A 14,300-nucleotide genomic window follows, 5' to 3' on the forward strand; every position below is an offset into this window, starting at 1 on the left:
CCGCGCGCCGTTACGCCTTCACGGGCTGGATCAGCTTCGCGCACGCCGCCGCCTGCGGATCGCCCGCCGGCAACTTGCCGCACACGCCGTCGAACTGCTTCACGACCGACCTGACCGACGCATCGTGCGCGCCGCTGCCGCGCCAGCGGTTCAGTTGCGTGACGACCTTGGTCAGCGCGCGCAGGTTCGCGCCGTAGAACGCGTCCCGGGTCTTGTCGGCCTGCGCGAGCACACTGGCTGCGATCCCTTCGATGCGCGCCGAATCGTCCGGCGCCAGTTCGACCGCATTCGCAAAGTAGGTCGCGCCCCAGCGCAGCTTCGTCGCCGGCCCGCTCGCCGCGTCGTACGCCTTGCGATACCAGTCGAGCGCGGCCGCCTTGTCGCCGCGCGCCTTCGCGTTCGCGGCCAGCCCCGACATGAAGTAGTACGGCGTGGACGAACGCGGCAACTCGGCCTTCAGCAACGCATCCGATTCGTCGTACAGCCCCGCGTCGGTCAGCGTATCCGCGCCTTCGCTGACGAGCGCCTGCCGCTCGTACGCGTTCGCCGCGCGCTGCACCGACGCGGCGATCTGTTTGCGCGCGGTGTCGGCCAGCGCCGGTGCGGCGGGCGGTGCGCCCTTGCGCGCGTCGCCGCGCGCGAGCAGCACGCGGCCGTGCAGCGCCATCAGCCGGTCGATAGACGACAGCGTGCCGTCGGTCGACAGGCGCGCCAGCGCCGCGTCGTACGCGCCGCGCAACTTCGCGCGCTGCGCGTCGTCGCCGCCGAGATACGCGACCACGCGCGCGGGCGCCGCGACCAGCACGTCCGAATCGGCCCGCGACAGCGCCGGATCGCGCAGCACCGTGCGCAGCGAATCGGCAAGCGCGGCCTTGTCGAGCGCACCGGCCTGCGCCGGGTCGTCCGACGCGGCGACCACCGCCGACTTCAGCGCGAAGCGCGCCGATTCGGCTTTCGCACCGGCCGCCCGGGCGCGTTGCGCGAGCGACTGCAGCGTCTCGGCGACGCGATCGGCCGGCACCGGCAACGCGCCGTCGGTATCCCATGAATAGTCGGCCAGCAGGCGCCATTCGTCCGGCGTCAACGACGCGCCGTTCTTCAGCGCCGTCGCAAGCGTCTGCCGCACCGGATGCGCGGCCGTCATCCCGAGCGACAGCGCCTGCATGTAGCGGTCGAGATCGGCTTCGCCCGGCAGCCGCGTCACTTCGGTGCCGTCGGGGCGGAACAGGATCATCGTCGGATAGCCGTGCACCTTGAAACGCTCGCCGAGCTTCTGCGCGCTTTCGGTGTCGCCGTCGAGATACACGGGCACGAAGAACGATGAACGCGTCTTGAATGCCTGCTGGCTGAAGATCGTCGACTTCACCTGGTTGCACGACGGACACCATACCGCGCCCCAGTACAGCAGCAGCGGCTTGCCCTCGCGCTTCGCGAGCGCGAACGCGGCATCGACGTCGCCGTGTTGCCACGCGATGCCGGGCGGCAGATGCGCGCCGTCGGGCGACGCGTTCGCCACCGGAGCGCCGGCGGGCGCGGCAGCGGCAAGCGCGGCACTGGCGGCAGCGAACAGACAGGCGGCGGTGAGATTGCGAAGAACGGTTTTCATCGAAGCGGGTTCCGTTGAAAAGACGGTTTCAGGGGGATGCCGCGCGCGCAACGAGGGCCGCGATGCGATGGCGATGAAGCCGGCCGACCTGCAGCGCCGCGCATGCATCGATACGAAAAAACGAAGCCGGCCGCAGCGACCGGCAAATCGTTCGACGATACGACGGATACAGCCGAAGGAAAACGAACGAATTCTCGATTGAATATGACGCGCGGCGTCGTGCCCGCGTGCCGTCACGTCCGCAACGGCCGGCCCTTCATTGCCGCGTCCTGATGCGGGCCATGTGATACACGGACGCATGCACGCCGTCGCGCAACGCGTAATCCGGCGATTCGCCCTCGATGCGGAAACCGTGTTGCTCGTAGAGTGCGATCGCCGCACGGTTGTCGGTAAACACGGTCAGTTCGAGACGCGTGATGTTCAACCAGTTCTCCGCGAGATCGATCGCGGCCGCGAGCAGCCGGCCGCCGATGCCGCGCCCGTGATGGGCCGCGTCGACCATCATGCCGAGCGCCGCCGCGTGGCGCCGGCGCGGATTCGGCTCGGGATGCAGGCCGAGATGGCCGACCACCGTGCCGTCGATTTCGGCAACGAGGCTCACGCCGTGCTCGCGCACGTCGTCGAGCCGCTTCCGCCATTTTTCGAGCGACGGAAATGGCTGCTGCAACGTATTCGTGTACACCGCGGGATGCGCGGCGATCTGCCGGATCGCGTCGACGTCGTGCGTCTCGCTATGCCTGATCCTGATATCGGTCATGGGTGGGCCGGTTCCGAAAAGTCGCGCCGAACGCGCGGACTGCGCACGTGCGCAGCAACGCGTCGAGCTTAGCCGATTTCACGCATTTGAAACATGGGCGTCACGCCGTCGCGCGTCAGGTTGTATCCGCAACGAAGCGAGTGCATGCCATCCCCGCGAAATCCGGAAAATTCTGACCGGTCGCACCTGCGACGACCGGTAATTTATTACCGTTTTCGATCTCGCATTCGCGCGTGAACGAATCGTTGCGCACGCAACGTCACGCACGCGACACGCGATGTCATTTCTTCATCACGTCGACGTCATGTCGCGTCCCTAGACTGGGCGCCGCCCCAGCCCGGCGTGCGTCGGGCCGGTGTGTGCCGATACTGCCCCGCGCATCACGCGCGCGCGGCGCGCAGGATCGCGACGGCGAGGCCGCGGCATCCGCGCGACGTCGCGCGTCGGGCGCGATACGCGCCGCGACGCACGGCCGATACCCCAGGCACGCACGCATCGCGGATCGTCCCGGGGCGGGACGCCGCGCGGGCACCGCCGGACGAACTCACGAACGCTCCCACCCTCACAGGATCCGAACGCCATGACGTCACGCCGCAAATTCCTTCAGCAGACCGCCGGCTCCGGCCTCGCCGCCGCCGCGCTGTCCGCGTTTCCGCCGAGCATTCGCCGCGCGCTCGCCATTCCCGCCTTCCACGAAACGGGGACCATCCAGGACGTCAAGCACGTCGTGCTGCTGATGATGGAGAACCGCGCGTTCGACAGCTACTTCGGCACGTTCAAGGGCGTGCGCGGCTATGGCGACCGCTTCGCGGTGCCGTCGCCGAACGGCCGCGACGTGTTCTATCAGACGTACACGAAGGCGGCGCCCGCCGCGACCGTGACGCCGTATCACCTCGACGCGCGCCAGGGCAACGCGCAGCGCGCGGGCGGCACGCCGCACACGTGGGCCGACGCGCAGGCCGCGTGGGATCACGGCCGGATGAACCGCTGGCCCGACGCGAAGACGCCGCTGTCGATGGGCTATTACGACGCGGCCGAAGTGCCGTTCCAGCGCGCGCTGGCCGATGCGTTCACGCTGTGCGACCACTATCACTGCGGGATGCACACGGGCACGATCGCGAACCGCCTGTTCTACTGGAGCGGCACCAACGGCCCGAACGGCATCAGCCCGGCCGATGGCAGCCGTGTGAAGATCGCCGCGCTGAACAACCAGTTCAACGGCGGCAACGACATCGGCCCGTCGAGCCAGGGCTGGACCTGGACGACCTATGCCGACCGGCTGCAACGGGCGGGCGTGAGCTGGAAGGTCTACCAGAGCCTGATCGACAATTTCGGCTGCAACGAGATGATGAGCTTCCGCCACTGGCGTGCGGCGATCGAGCAGATGCCGGCCGCGCGCCGGCCCGCGTACGTCGCGTCGACCGATATCACGCAGCCGGTCACGGCGGCCGGTGCGTTCTACGACCCCGCGATCGACGATCCGCTGAGCCCGCTCGCGAAGGGCTTCGGCAACACGATGCCGTACGGCTTTCTCGAAACGTTCCGCGACGACATCCGCAACGGCAAGCTGCCGGAAGTGTCGTGGATCATCCCGCCGTCCGCGTACAGCGAGCACCCGGGGCCGTCGAGCCCCGCGCAGGGCGGCTGGTACGTGCAGGCCGTGCTCGACGCGCTGACGGCGAACCCGGAGGTCTGGAGCAAGACCGTGCTGCTGGTCAACTACGACGAGAACGACGGCTTCTTCGATCACATGCCGTCGCCGGCCGTGCCGTCGCGCAACGCCGACGGCACGCTCGCGGGCGGCCATACGCTGTCGGCCGCCGACGTCGCGGTCGAGTACCACGACTTCACGCCGGCCACGTCGAGCCAGCCGGCCACCGACGGCCGTCCGTACGGCCCGGGCCCGCGCGTGCCGATGTGGATCGTGTCGCCGTGGAGCCGCGGCGGCTGGGTCAACTCGCAGGTGTTCGACCATACGTCGACGCTGCGCTTCCTCGAGACGCGCTTCGGCGTCGCGGAGCCGCAGATCGGCGCGTACCGCCGCGCGGTGTGCGGCGACCTGACGAGCGCGTTCAATTTCCGCACGCCGAACAACGAGCCGCTGCCGACGCTCGCGGGCCGGACGACGAAAAGCCAGGTCGACGCACTGAGCGCCGCGCAGCAAACCGCGCCGAAGATCGTGCCGCCCGCGACGCCCGCGCTGCCCGCACAGGCGACCGGCGTGCGTCCGTCGCGCGCGTTGCCGTACGAACTGCACGCGAGCGCGCGCACCGATGCCGGCGCCGGCACGGTCACGCTGAAGTTCGCGAACACCGGCCGCGCCGCCGCCGTGTTTCACGTCTATGACAAGCTGCACCTCGACCGGCTGCCGCGGCGCTACGTCGTCGAGCCCGGCAAGACGCTGCGCGGCGACTGGGCCGCGCGCGCCGACGATGGCGGTAAATATGACCTGTGGGTGCTCGGCCCGAACGGCTATCACCGCCGCTTCACCGGCGACCTGAGTCGCCTGGCCGGCGCGCGCGCGCCGCAACCGGAAGTACGCGTCGGCTATGCGGGCGCGAGCGGCAACCTCCACCTGCGGCTGCGCAACGACGGCGGCGGCACGGTACGCTTCACGGTGAAGTCGAACCAGGTCTACGGGCCGCTGCCAGGACACGGCGGAAACGACGACCACGGTCATGGCCGCGACAACGAAAACGGTCACGGCCCGGGTCGGGGCAACGGCCATGGCGCCGGCACCACGTGGACCGTCACGGTGCGCGCCGGCGACCAGTCCGAACTGCACTGGAAGCTCGACTCGACCGGCTACTGGTACGACTTCATCGTCACCGCCGACAGCGACGCGAGCTTCTCGCGCCGCGTGGCCGGCCGCGTGGAAACCGGCCGGCACTCGGTCAGCGACCCGGCGATGGGGCTCGCCGACCGCTTCTGACGCCACCGCGGCGACGCGCGGCGCGTGTCGCCGCCCGCGTCGGCGTGGCCGCGAATGCCGCTCGGGCACCGGTTCCCGCCGGTGCCCGATCCAGCGCAGACGCCCGCCCGGCGTGGCTCAAACATCAGAAGGATCGGTGGTTCAGCCCTCATTTCACCCCCACGAAAATGCTCCGTGTTGCGGCCCGTTCGCGTTAAACTGCATCAAGCCGTATTCAACAAAGACATCTTTGCCGCCAAGGCATCCACGACACGAGGATAGGTTCGATGCGCACTACCGGCTCATCCGGGGCAATGACCCTGCTCACCGAACACGACGCGGCCGACGGCCGCGAACTGCGCTCGCTCCGGCTCGAAGCGACCGGCGACGGCAAGAGCGTGCTGCTGATCGAGATCGACGAACGCAAGCCCGGCATCCACCGCGAAGTCCGCTACGAGATCACCCCGGCCGAACTGATCGCGGCGATCCGCTCGCACGGCGCCGAGCTGCCCGGCGAAAACCACGGCGCCGCATCGCTCGCCCGCACGCCCTCCTGATTCCGAACGGTGAGCCGCGCGCAATGCGTCGGCTCACCCCCATCCCCCTGTCGCCGTCAGGCGCTTTGCATCATTCCCGCCGCTGCGTTGAAAAAGGCCGATAATCGGCCCATCTGCATTTCCCGCCCACGCGTTTCCTTTTCGGCCAGCCGTCATGCTCCTACGTGACCTCGTCGCCCAGTACGGGCCGCTTCTCGTGTTCGCCAACGTGCTCGCGGCGGCCATCGGCCTGCCGGTGCCCGCGATGCCGACGCTCGTGCTGTTCGGCGCGATGTCGGCGATGCATCCGGCGATGATCGGCTCGCAGCTCGTGACGGTCGTGGTGCTGTCGGTGCTCGGCGCGCTGATCGGCGACACGGTCTGGTACGTCGCCGGGCGGCGTTACGGCGGCACGACGCTGAAGACGATCTGTCGGCTGTCGCTGTCGCGCGATACCTGCGTGAAAAAGACCGAACGCTTCTTCGGCCGCTACGGCGTGCGCGTGCTCGCGGTCGCGCGCTTCATTCCCGGATTGTCGCTGGTGTCGGTGCCGATGGCCGGTGCGCTCGGCACGCGCTATCGCACGTTCGCCGGCTACGACGCGCTCGGCGCCGCGCTGTGGACGATCGTCGGGCTGATCGCCGGCCTCGTGTTCTACCGGCAGATCGACTGGCTGTTCGCCGGCGCGAGCCGTCTCGGCCGCGCGGCGCTGCTCGTCATCGTCGCGCTGCTCGCCATCTATGCGGCCGTGCGCTGGATGCGCCGCCGCGCGCTGATCCGCCAGCTCGCGAACGCGCGGATCGGCGTCGACGAGCTCGACGCGCTGCTGCGCGACACCGCCGCCCCGGTGGTGCTCGACGTCCGCTCGCCCGAGCACCGCAAGCTCGACCCGTTCGCGATTCCCGGCGCGCAGTTCGCCGACGAGCGCCAGATCGGCGACATCGTCGCGCGCTACCCGCTCACGCAGAAGTTCGTCGTGTATTGCTCGTGCCCGAACGAAGTGACGGCCGCGCTGATGGCGAAGCGCCTGCTCGATGCAGGCTTCACCGACGCACTCGCGCTGCGCGGCGGCCTCGACGCATGGCGCGATACGGGCCGCCAGCTCACGTCGCTCGTGGAAGAGGTGCCCGCCGCGAACGATTCCGTCGCGGGATGGCACAAGCCGGCCTGATCGCGTCGATCGCGGGCCGGCCGTGCGAGACAGGGGGCCTTGCGCCCCCTTCCATCAGAACGCGTGCAGCGGCAGGTTCACGACCAGACGGTACTCGGTGTTCGACGCGTCCGAGTAGTGCGCCGAGCCGTTGTGCCACATCGCGATGAACGTGACCTTCGTGTTCTTCAGCTTGCCGCTCTGGAACGTGTACGACGGGATGAAGCCGAACTCGTGGTGACGGCCCTGCACCGGCGCGCCGTTGCTCCAGTAGATGCTCGACTTGCTCGGGTCGTTCGCCGCGCCCGCGCTGCCGTCCGCCCCCCAGCCCGTCACGCCCCACACCATCGCCTTGAAGCCCGGCAGGCCCGCTTCCTTGCCGTAGAACGTGTAACGCAGCTGCAGCGATTTCTCGTGCGGGGCGTTGTAGTCGACGTCCATCGAGTTGGTCAGGAAGATGCCGTTCGTTTCGTTCAGGTAGTCGAAGAACTGGTCGCCGAGCACTTGCTGGAAGCCGAGCAGCAGTTCGTGCGGGCCATGCTGGGCCGCCAGCGACAGGCTGTACGCGTTGTTGTTGATCTTGCCTTGCAGCGCATCGCCCGTGTCGTGCGTCGAGTAGACGTTGCCGAAGCCGGTCCACTTGATCGTCTGCGGGCTGCCGATGCTGTGCTTCACCGACGCGTAGTACTGGTGCCACACGTCGTCGGCCTGGTTCGCGTACAGCGCGACTTCGCCGTTCGGCGAGTAGTCCCACGTGCCGCCGACATAGGTCAGGCGATTGATGCGCGTGCCGCCGTATTGCGTCGTCAGGTTGGTGAGCGTCGTATGGCCGCGCGCGTCGGTCTTCGTGAAGCTGCCGGCCTCGAGCATCACGTTCTTGAATTCATTGCTGACGAGCGTCGCGCCGAGGAACGTCGGCGGCAGCGCACGGTTGTCGTGCTGCTCCATGAACGGGTTGTCGACGGCCTGCAGACCGTACTTGACCACCGTGTTCGAAATGCGCGCCTTGACGTCGTAGATGCCCGGGTAGGCCCACGCGAGCTGGTTGCCGCCGCCGCCGCCCTTCGCGATGTGCACCATGCTGCCGGCGCCCTGACCGCCGTCGAGCTTCAGCGCCGCATACAGCGACGCGTCGAAGCCGATCCCGATCAGGCCGGTCGTATAGCCCGACTCGAAGTTCGCCATCGCGCCCTGGACCCACGCATGGCGATGCGGCCCGCCCTTGGCGTCGAGCACGTCCGCATAGTTGCGGAACAGGAAGTCGAGATGGCTGTCGGCGATGAAGCCGTTCGATTTCGACTGCGCCGACGGCTCGTCGGGCGGCGTGACGGCCTGGGTCGCCTCGGCGTTGACAATGGCGTTCGGAGTCGTTGCCTGCGCAACGGTTGCGCCGGTACCTGAAGCCGGCGCGGCCTGCGCGACCGTCAGCGGCGCGCTCGCCGCGTCGTCGGCGTGCGCGACGCCCGTCAGCGAGACGCCGGCGAGCGCCGGCAGTCCCCATGCGAGCAGCATCTTCGATGCCGTCGCGATCGTCTTCTGCTTTTTCATCGTAATAATTCTCGTCTTGTGTTGATATCGTCCACACCGGTTGCGATCCGCTCCCGGCCCCCCGGCGAGCCCGGCTAAGGGCGCGCCTGTACCCGCGGCGCGAAGATCGTTCGCGCCGCACCTACCCCTGTTGACCTGCCTTGGTTATGTTTGCTGCGTCACTTCACATCACGCCGCGCCCGCGCGGATGCACGCGACGCGCGCCGCCGACCCCTGCCGCACTTCCGGCAGCGGCACGTCCTGCGCGCACGCGTCGATCGCGACCGGACAGCGCGTGCGGAACGCGCAGCCGGACGGCGGGTTGAGCGGCGAGGGCATCTCGCCCGCCAGCAGCATCGGACGGCGAGCACGCTCGCGCGCCGGCTCCGGCGTCGGCGCCGCATCGAGCAGCGCCTTCGTGTACGGGTGTTGCGGCACGCCGTACACGTCATGCCGCGTGCCGAACTCCATCACGCGGCCGAGATACATCACGAGCACGCGCTGGCTGATGGCCTTCACCACCGCCAGGTCGTGCGCGACGAACAGATAGGACAACGACAGTTCGCGTTGCAGATCGCGCAGCAGGTTCACGATCTGCGCCTGGATCGACACGTCGAGCGCCGAGACGGGCTCGTCGCAGATCACGAGCTTCGGCTCGCCGATCAGCGCACGCGCAATGCCGACGCGCTGGCACTGCCCGCCGGAAAATTCATGCGGATAACGCAGCAGGTGATGCGCGTTCAGGCCGACGCGTTCGAGCATCGCGATCACGCGGCGGCGCACTTCGGTACGGCCGAGGCCGGGCTGATGCGTGACGAGCGGCTCCGCGACGACCTGCTCGATCGTCATGCGCGGGTCGAGCGACGCGAGCGGATCCTGGAAGATCATCTGCACTTCGCGCCGCATCGCGGTGCCGCGCAGGTGATCGGGCGCGACGGCCTGGCCGCGCCATTTCACGGTGCCGGCCGTCATCGGCACGAGGCCGATCAACGCGCGCGCGAGCGTCGATTTCCCGCAGCCCGATTCGCCGACGAGCCCGACCGTCTCGCCACGCCTGACGTCGAACGACACGCCGTCGACCGCGCGCAGCGTGCCCTTCGGCGACCACGGATAGCCGCCGAGCGGCACGCGAAAATGCACCTTCAGATTTTCGACGGACAGCAACGTGTCGTCCGTCGCGCCGGCTTGGCGGCGTTCATCGACGCTCATCGCAGACCTCCCGTCAGATCGGCCACCGGGCGGTGGCATGCGCGCACCGCGCCCGCGGCGCCATAGGTTTCGAGCGCCGGACGCGCGGCGGCGCAGCGTTCTTCCGCATACGTGCAGCGCTTCGCGAACGCACAGCCGGCCGGCGCGGCGCCGGGCATCGGCGGGTTGCCGGGAATCGCGACGAGCGGCGCATCGTCCGCGTCGGTCAGCCGCGGCAGCGCGTTGAGCAGCCCGATCGTGTACGGATGCGACGGCGCCGCGAAGATCGATTCGGCCGGCGCGTATTCGACGGTGCGGCCCGCGTACATGACCATCACGTCGTCGGCGAGGCCGGCGACCACGCCCATGTCGTGCGTGATCAGCACGATCGCGGTGCCGCGCTCGCGGTTCAGCTCGCGCAGCAGGTCGATGATCTGCGCCTGCACGGTCACGTCGAGCGCGGTGGTCGGTTCGTCCGCGATCAGGATTTCCGGCTCGGACAAGAGCGCCATCGCGATCATCACGCGCTGCCGCATGCCGCCCGAGAACTCGTGCGGATACATGCGGATGCGGCGCGCCGCATCGGGAATGCGCACCGATTCGAGCGCCTCGATCGCGCGCTTGATCGCCGCCTTGCGCGACAGCTTGCGATGCAGCTGCAGCGTCTCCGTCATCTGCCGCTCGATCGTCAGGAACGGGTTGAGCGACGTCATCGGATCCTGGAAGATCATCGCGATCCGGTCGCCGCGCACCGCGTTCAGCGCGCGCGTATCCATGTCGAGCAGGTTCTCGCCGCGGTAGCGCGCGGCGCCGGTCGTCGTGCCGTTGCCGGCCAGGAGGCCGAGCAGCGCCATCACGGTCTGGCTCTTGCCCGAGCCCGATTCGCCGACGATGCCGAGCGTCTTGCCGGCTTCGAGCGAGAACGACACGCCGTTCACGGCGTCGATCGGCGGCGCGTCCTTGCGCGTGAAGCGCACGCCGAGGTTTTCAACTTCCAGCAGTGCAGCCATTTCAGCGATCCTTCGGGTCGAGCGCGTCACGCAGGCCGTCGCCGACGAAGTTCACGCAGTAGAGCGTCACGCACAGCATGACGGCCGGGGCCAGCAGCAGCCACGGCATCGATTCCAGTTTCTGCGCGCCGTCCTGGATCAGCACGCCCCAGCTCGTCATCGGCTCCTGCACGCCGAGGCCGAGGAACGACAGCACCGATTCGGTCAGCACGATATTGGGCACCGAGACCGTCGCGTACACGACGACCACGCCGAGCAGGTTCGGCACGACGTGACGCAGCACGATCGACGCCGGCGACACGCCGATCGCGCGCGCCGCATCGACGAACTCGCGGTTGCGCAGCGACAGCGTCTGGCCGCGCACGACGCGCGCCATGTCGATCCACGAGAATGCGCTGATGGTCAGCACGACCAGCATGAACGAGCGGCCGAACAGGGTCATCATCAGGATCGCGATCAGCAGGTACGGGATCGCGTACATCATGTCGACGATGCGCATCATCACGGAGTCGACGCGGCCGCCCGCGAAGCCCGCGGTCGCGCCCCATGCGACGCCGAACAGGCCCGACACGAGCGTGCCGAGCAGGCCGACCTCGATCGATACGCGGCCGCCGATCAGCGTGCGCACGAGCAAGTCGCGGCCGAGCTCGTCGGTGCCGAACCAGTGCTGGTTCGCCCAGGTCGGCGGCAGGCTGATCGAGGCCCAGTCGCTCGCGGCGGGATCGGCCGCGAGCAGCCACGGGCCGACGAAACAGGCGAGCGTGATCAACGCGAGCAGCACGAGGCTGAACACGGCCGCGCGGTTGTGAAGGAAGCGCGCGAACGCGAGCTCGAGCGGCGAGCGCGAACGCGGCGGCGAATCGGTCTGCACGGGCAGGCCGACGACGGGAGTGGTCGGGGTCATCGCTGTGCCTCGCTCAATAACGGATGCGCGGATCGAGCCACGCGTACGCGAGGTCGACCAGCAGGTTGAACAGCACCGCGAAAACGGTCGTCAGCACGACGAGGCCGAGCACCAGCGTGTAGTCGCGGTTGATGGCGCCGTTCACGACGAGTTGCCCGAGACCCGGCAGCGCGAACACCGATTCGGTGACGACGGCCGCCGTGATCGACGTGATGCAGACCGTGCCGAACAGCGACACGACCGGCATCAGCGCGGGCTTGAGCGCGTGGCGCAGCACGATCGTCGAGCCCGGCAGGCCCTTCGCGCGCGCGGTGCGGATGTAGTTGCTCGACAGCGTCTCGATCATCGAGCCGCGCATCACGCGCGCGAGCAGCGACACGTTGATGAAGGTGAGCAGCACGATCGGCAGCAGCCGGTACCGCCAGCCGCCATCGCCCCAGCCGCCTGCCGGCAGCCAGCCGTTGCCGGCCGACGTCTTCAGCAGGATCGCGAAGATCCACACCAGCACCGGGCCGAGCACGAACGGCGGCACGACGTTGCCGAAGTTGCCGATCAGCATCACGAAACGATCGATCACGCTGTCGCGGCGCACGGCCGCGACGGTGCCGAGCAGCACGCCGAGCACGATCGAGATCGGGATCGACACGCCGCCCACGCCGAGGCTCACGGGCAGCGCCTTCTTCACGAGATCGTTCACCGACCAGTCGACGTAGCGGAACGACGGGCCGAGATCGCCGTGCAGCAGCGAGCCGAGATACAGCAGGTACTGCTTCCACAGCGGCTCGTCGAGGTGATACTTCGCGTTCAGGTTCGCGAGCGTCGCGGCGGACAACTGCTTCTCCGTATCGAACGGGCCGCCGGGCGTGAAGTGCAGCAGCAGGTAGCAGACGGTGATGACCGCGAGGATCGTCGGCACCGCCCACAACGTGCGCCTCAATGCGTAGGCCAGCATGATCGCTCCGCTCAGTGCTTGATCAGGTACATGTCCTGCGAAGCACGCATGTCGATCACGTTCTTCAGCGAATAGCCGCCCACGTAGGGCTTCACGAGACGGTCGGCCGAATACTGGAACAGCGGCACCATCGGCGTGTCGTTCATCGCCATGTCGTGCGCCTGCGTGAGCAGCGCGGCGCGCGCCTTGTCGTCGAGCTTCTGGTTGCCTTCGTCGACCAGCGCGTCCATCTGCTTGTTGCAATAGCCGACGGTGTTCTGCGAGCTGCCGCAGCGGATCAGGTCGAAGAAGGTCATCGCATCGTTGTAGTCGGCGAACCAGCCGTCGCGCGCGATCTGTACCTTGCCGTCATGCCGCTGCTTCATCAGCACCTTGAACTCGACGTTCTCGAGCTTCGTGGTGACGCCGAGCTTCGTGCGCCATTCCGATGCGGTGAACAGTGCGACCTTCTTGTGCAGGTCGTTGGTGTTGTACGTGAGCGTGAACGACAGCGGCTTCGCGTCCGAATAGCCGGCCTGCTTCAGCAGGTCCTTCGCGGTCGCGATGCGCTTGGCCATCGGCCACGACGCCCATTCCGGCGTGAACGGCTGCACGCCCTTCGTGCCGTTCGGCATCAGCCCGTACATCGGCTTCTCGCCGGCCTGCGTGAGCTTCGACGTGAGGACGTCGCGATCGATCACCATCGACAGCGCCTGGCGTACGCGCTTGTCCTTCAGCGCCGCGTCGCTGTTGTTCAGGTAGTAGTAGTAGGTCGCGAGTTGCAGGCCCGGGCGCAGTTCGCTGCCGAACTGCTTGCTCACCTGCTGGAAGATGCCCGACGGAATCGAGTAGCTGTAGTCGATCTGGCCGGCCTGGTACATGCGCATCGCGGTTTCGTCGCTTTCGATCGGCAGGTACGTGACCTTGTTGATCACGACCTTCGACGCGTTCCAGTACTTCGCGTCCTTCGTCGCCACGATGCGGTTGTTCGGCTGCCAGTCGACGAGCTGGTACGCGCCGTTGCTGACGATGTTGCCCGGGCGCGTCCATGCGTCGCCGAATTTCGCGACCACGTCCTTGTTCACCGGCGCGAGCGGCGCCATCGCGGTCAGTTCGGGGAAGAACGCGACCGGCACGTCGGTCGTCACCTCGAGCGTGTACGGATCGACCGCGCGCACGCCGAGCGTCGACGGCGCGGCCTTGCCGGCGATGATGTCCTTCGAGTTCTTGATGAACTCGACGAGGATCGTGTATTTCGAGCCCGTCTTCGGATCGACGAGGCGCTGCCACGAATAGACGAAATCGGCGGCCGTCACCGGCTGGCCATTGCTCCACTTCGCGTCGTGGCGAAGCTTGAAGATCCACGTCTGCGGCGTCTTGCGTTCCCACGACAGCGCGACGCCCGGCACGACCTGGCCGGCCGCATCGATGCGCGCAAGCCCTTCGAACAGGTCGAGGCCGATCGTGTTGCCGGTCCACGATTCGATGTGCGCCGGGTCGAGCGACTCGACTTCGGCCGGCACCTGACGCGTCAGGTCCTGTTGGGAAGCGAGCGCGACGTTCGACGGAACGGTTACGGCGTGGGCGACGGGCGTCGTCAGGGCGAGCGCGGCCAGCACGGCCGACATGGCATGCAAGGATTTCATCGTGGCGGTCTTGAGAAGGTGGTTCGGTGGGCGTCGCGCGGCGGATGCCGCGGCTTACGCGTGAGACGCTGACGGGGACAGCGATCGAGGAGGCCCGTGGTTCTCGTATTGCATGTTAGTATTCCTTACATTTC

At 68.0% G+C, this 14,300-nt stretch carries 11 protein-coding genes; 3 read left to right on the top strand and 8 right to left on the bottom strand.

Annotated elements, in window-relative coordinates:
* Window positions 1-10: 10 nt before the first annotated feature.
* Together WS54_RS12330 and WS54_RS12335 are read right to left on the bottom strand one after the other, a co-directional pair.
* Window positions 11-1,606: a thioredoxin family protein gene (locus tag WS54_RS12330; RefSeq protein ID WP_059780141.1), complete on the bottom strand. Its 1,596-nt coding sequence runs from the start codon at window positions 1,604-1,606 to the stop codon at window positions 11-13.
* A 256-nt stretch (window positions 1,607-1,862) separates the two neighbouring features.
* Window positions 1,863-2,363 (bottom strand): GNAT family N-acetyltransferase, encoded by a 501-nt coding sequence (locus WS54_RS12335; protein WP_034205918.1) that lies wholly within the window; start codon window positions 2,361-2,363, stop codon window positions 1,863-1,865.
* A 580-nt stretch (window positions 2,364-2,943) separates the two neighbouring features.
* Between WS54_RS12335 and WS54_RS12345 the strand changes: the two genes are divergently transcribed.
* The 3 genes from WS54_RS12345 (at window position 2,944) to WS54_RS12355 (ending at window position 6,981) form a co-directional block, all read left to right on the top strand.
* Window positions 2,944-5,295, top strand: a complete 2,352-nt coding sequence (locus WS54_RS12345) for a phosphocholine-specific phospholipase C (protein WP_059780142.1) — start codon at window positions 2,944-2,946, stop codon at window positions 5,293-5,295.
* A gap of 266 nt (window positions 5,296-5,561) precedes the next feature.
* A complete protein-coding gene (locus WS54_RS12350) occupies window positions 5,562-5,831 on the top strand; it encodes a hypothetical protein (RefSeq protein WP_006480304.1) in 270 nt (89 codons plus the stop codon).
* Between the two features lie 154 nt (window positions 5,832-5,985).
* A complete protein-coding gene (locus tag WS54_RS12355; protein ID WP_059780143.1) occupies window positions 5,986-6,981 on the top strand; it encodes a DedA family protein/thiosulfate sulfurtransferase GlpE in 996 nt (331 codons plus the stop codon).
* A gap of 54 nt (window positions 6,982-7,035) precedes the next feature.
* Here WS54_RS12355 and WS54_RS12360 read toward each other — a convergent pair whose 3' ends face one another.
* From WS54_RS12360 to WS54_RS12385, 6 genes are all read right to left on the bottom strand, one after another.
* Window positions 7,036-8,508: an OprD family porin gene (locus tag WS54_RS12360; RefSeq protein WP_059780144.1), complete on the bottom strand. Its 1,473-nt coding sequence runs from the start codon at window positions 8,506-8,508 to the stop codon at window positions 7,036-7,038.
* 168 nt (window positions 8,509-8,676) lie between these two features.
* Window positions 8,677-9,696 carry an ABC transporter ATP-binding protein gene (locus tag WS54_RS12365; protein ID WP_059780145.1) on the bottom strand — a complete coding sequence of 340 codons (1,020 nt, stop codon included), beginning with the start codon at window positions 9,694-9,696 and terminating at the stop codon, window positions 8,677-8,679.
* Window positions 9,693-10,685 (bottom strand): ABC transporter ATP-binding protein, encoded by a 993-nt coding sequence (locus WS54_RS12370; protein WP_059780146.1) that lies wholly within the window; start codon window positions 10,683-10,685, stop codon window positions 9,693-9,695. The genes WS54_RS12365 and WS54_RS12370 overlap by 4 nt, the downstream gene beginning before the upstream one ends.
* Before the next feature lies 1 nt (window position 10,686).
* Window positions 10,687-11,589: an ABC transporter permease gene (locus WS54_RS12375; RefSeq protein ID WP_034205913.1), complete on the bottom strand. Its 903-nt coding sequence runs from the start codon at window positions 11,587-11,589 to the stop codon at window positions 10,687-10,689.
* Between the two features lie 13 nt (window positions 11,590-11,602).
* Window positions 11,603-12,541, bottom strand: coding sequence for an ABC transporter permease subunit (locus WS54_RS12380; RefSeq protein WP_034205912.1), 939 nt, complete (start codon window positions 12,539-12,541; stop codon window positions 11,603-11,605).
* A gap of 11 nt (window positions 12,542-12,552) precedes the next feature.
* The gene (locus tag WS54_RS12385) at window positions 12,553-14,166 is read right to left on the bottom strand and encodes a peptide ABC transporter substrate-binding protein (protein ID WP_059780147.1); all 1,614 of its coding nucleotides are present in this window, start codon (window positions 14,164-14,166) and stop codon (window positions 12,553-12,555) included.
* Window positions 14,167-14,300: the final 134 nt, after the last annotated feature.

Source organism: Burkholderia sp. NRF60-BP8 (assembly GCF_001522585.2).
Lineage (GTDB): Bacteria > Pseudomonadota > Gammaproteobacteria > Burkholderiales > Burkholderiaceae > Burkholderia.

Excerpts from the sequence above, each read along its gene's own strand:
- WS54_RS12345 (WP_059780142.1), top strand. The coding sequence starts at position 2,944 with ATGACGTCACGCCGCAAATTCCTTCAGCAGACCGCCGGCTCCGGCCTC.
- WS54_RS12360 (WP_059780144.1), bottom strand. The coding sequence starts at position 8,508 with ATGAAAAAGCAGAAGACGATCGCGACGGCATCGAAGATGCTGCTCGCA.
- WS54_RS12335 (WP_034205918.1), bottom strand. The coding sequence starts at position 2,363 with ATGACCGATATCAGGATCAGGCATAGCGAGACGCACGACGTCGACGCG.
- WS54_RS12350 (WP_006480304.1), top strand. The coding sequence starts at position 5,562 with ATGCGCACTACCGGCTCATCCGGGGCAATGACCCTGCTCACCGAACAC.
- WS54_RS12330 (WP_059780141.1), bottom strand. The coding sequence starts at position 1,606 with ATGAAAACCGTTCTTCGCAATCTCACCGCCGCCTGTCTGTTCGCTGCC.
- WS54_RS12365 (WP_059780145.1), bottom strand. The coding sequence starts at position 9,696 with ATGAGCGTCGATGAACGCCGCCAAGCCGGCGCGACGGACGACACGTTG.
- WS54_RS12355 (WP_059780143.1), top strand. The coding sequence starts at position 5,986 with ATGCTCCTACGTGACCTCGTCGCCCAGTACGGGCCGCTTCTCGTGTTC.
- WS54_RS12380 (WP_034205912.1), bottom strand. The coding sequence starts at position 12,541 with ATGCTGGCCTACGCATTGAGGCGCACGTTGTGGGCGGTGCCGACGATC.
- WS54_RS12375 (WP_034205913.1), bottom strand. The coding sequence starts at position 11,589 with ATGACCCCGACCACTCCCGTCGTCGGCCTGCCCGTGCAGACCGATTCG.
- WS54_RS12385 (WP_059780147.1), bottom strand. The coding sequence starts at position 14,166 with ATGAAATCCTTGCATGCCATGTCGGCCGTGCTGGCCGCGCTCGCCCTG.
- WS54_RS12370 (WP_059780146.1), bottom strand. The coding sequence starts at position 10,685 with ATGGCTGCACTGCTGGAAGTTGAAAACCTCGGCGTGCGCTTCACGCGC.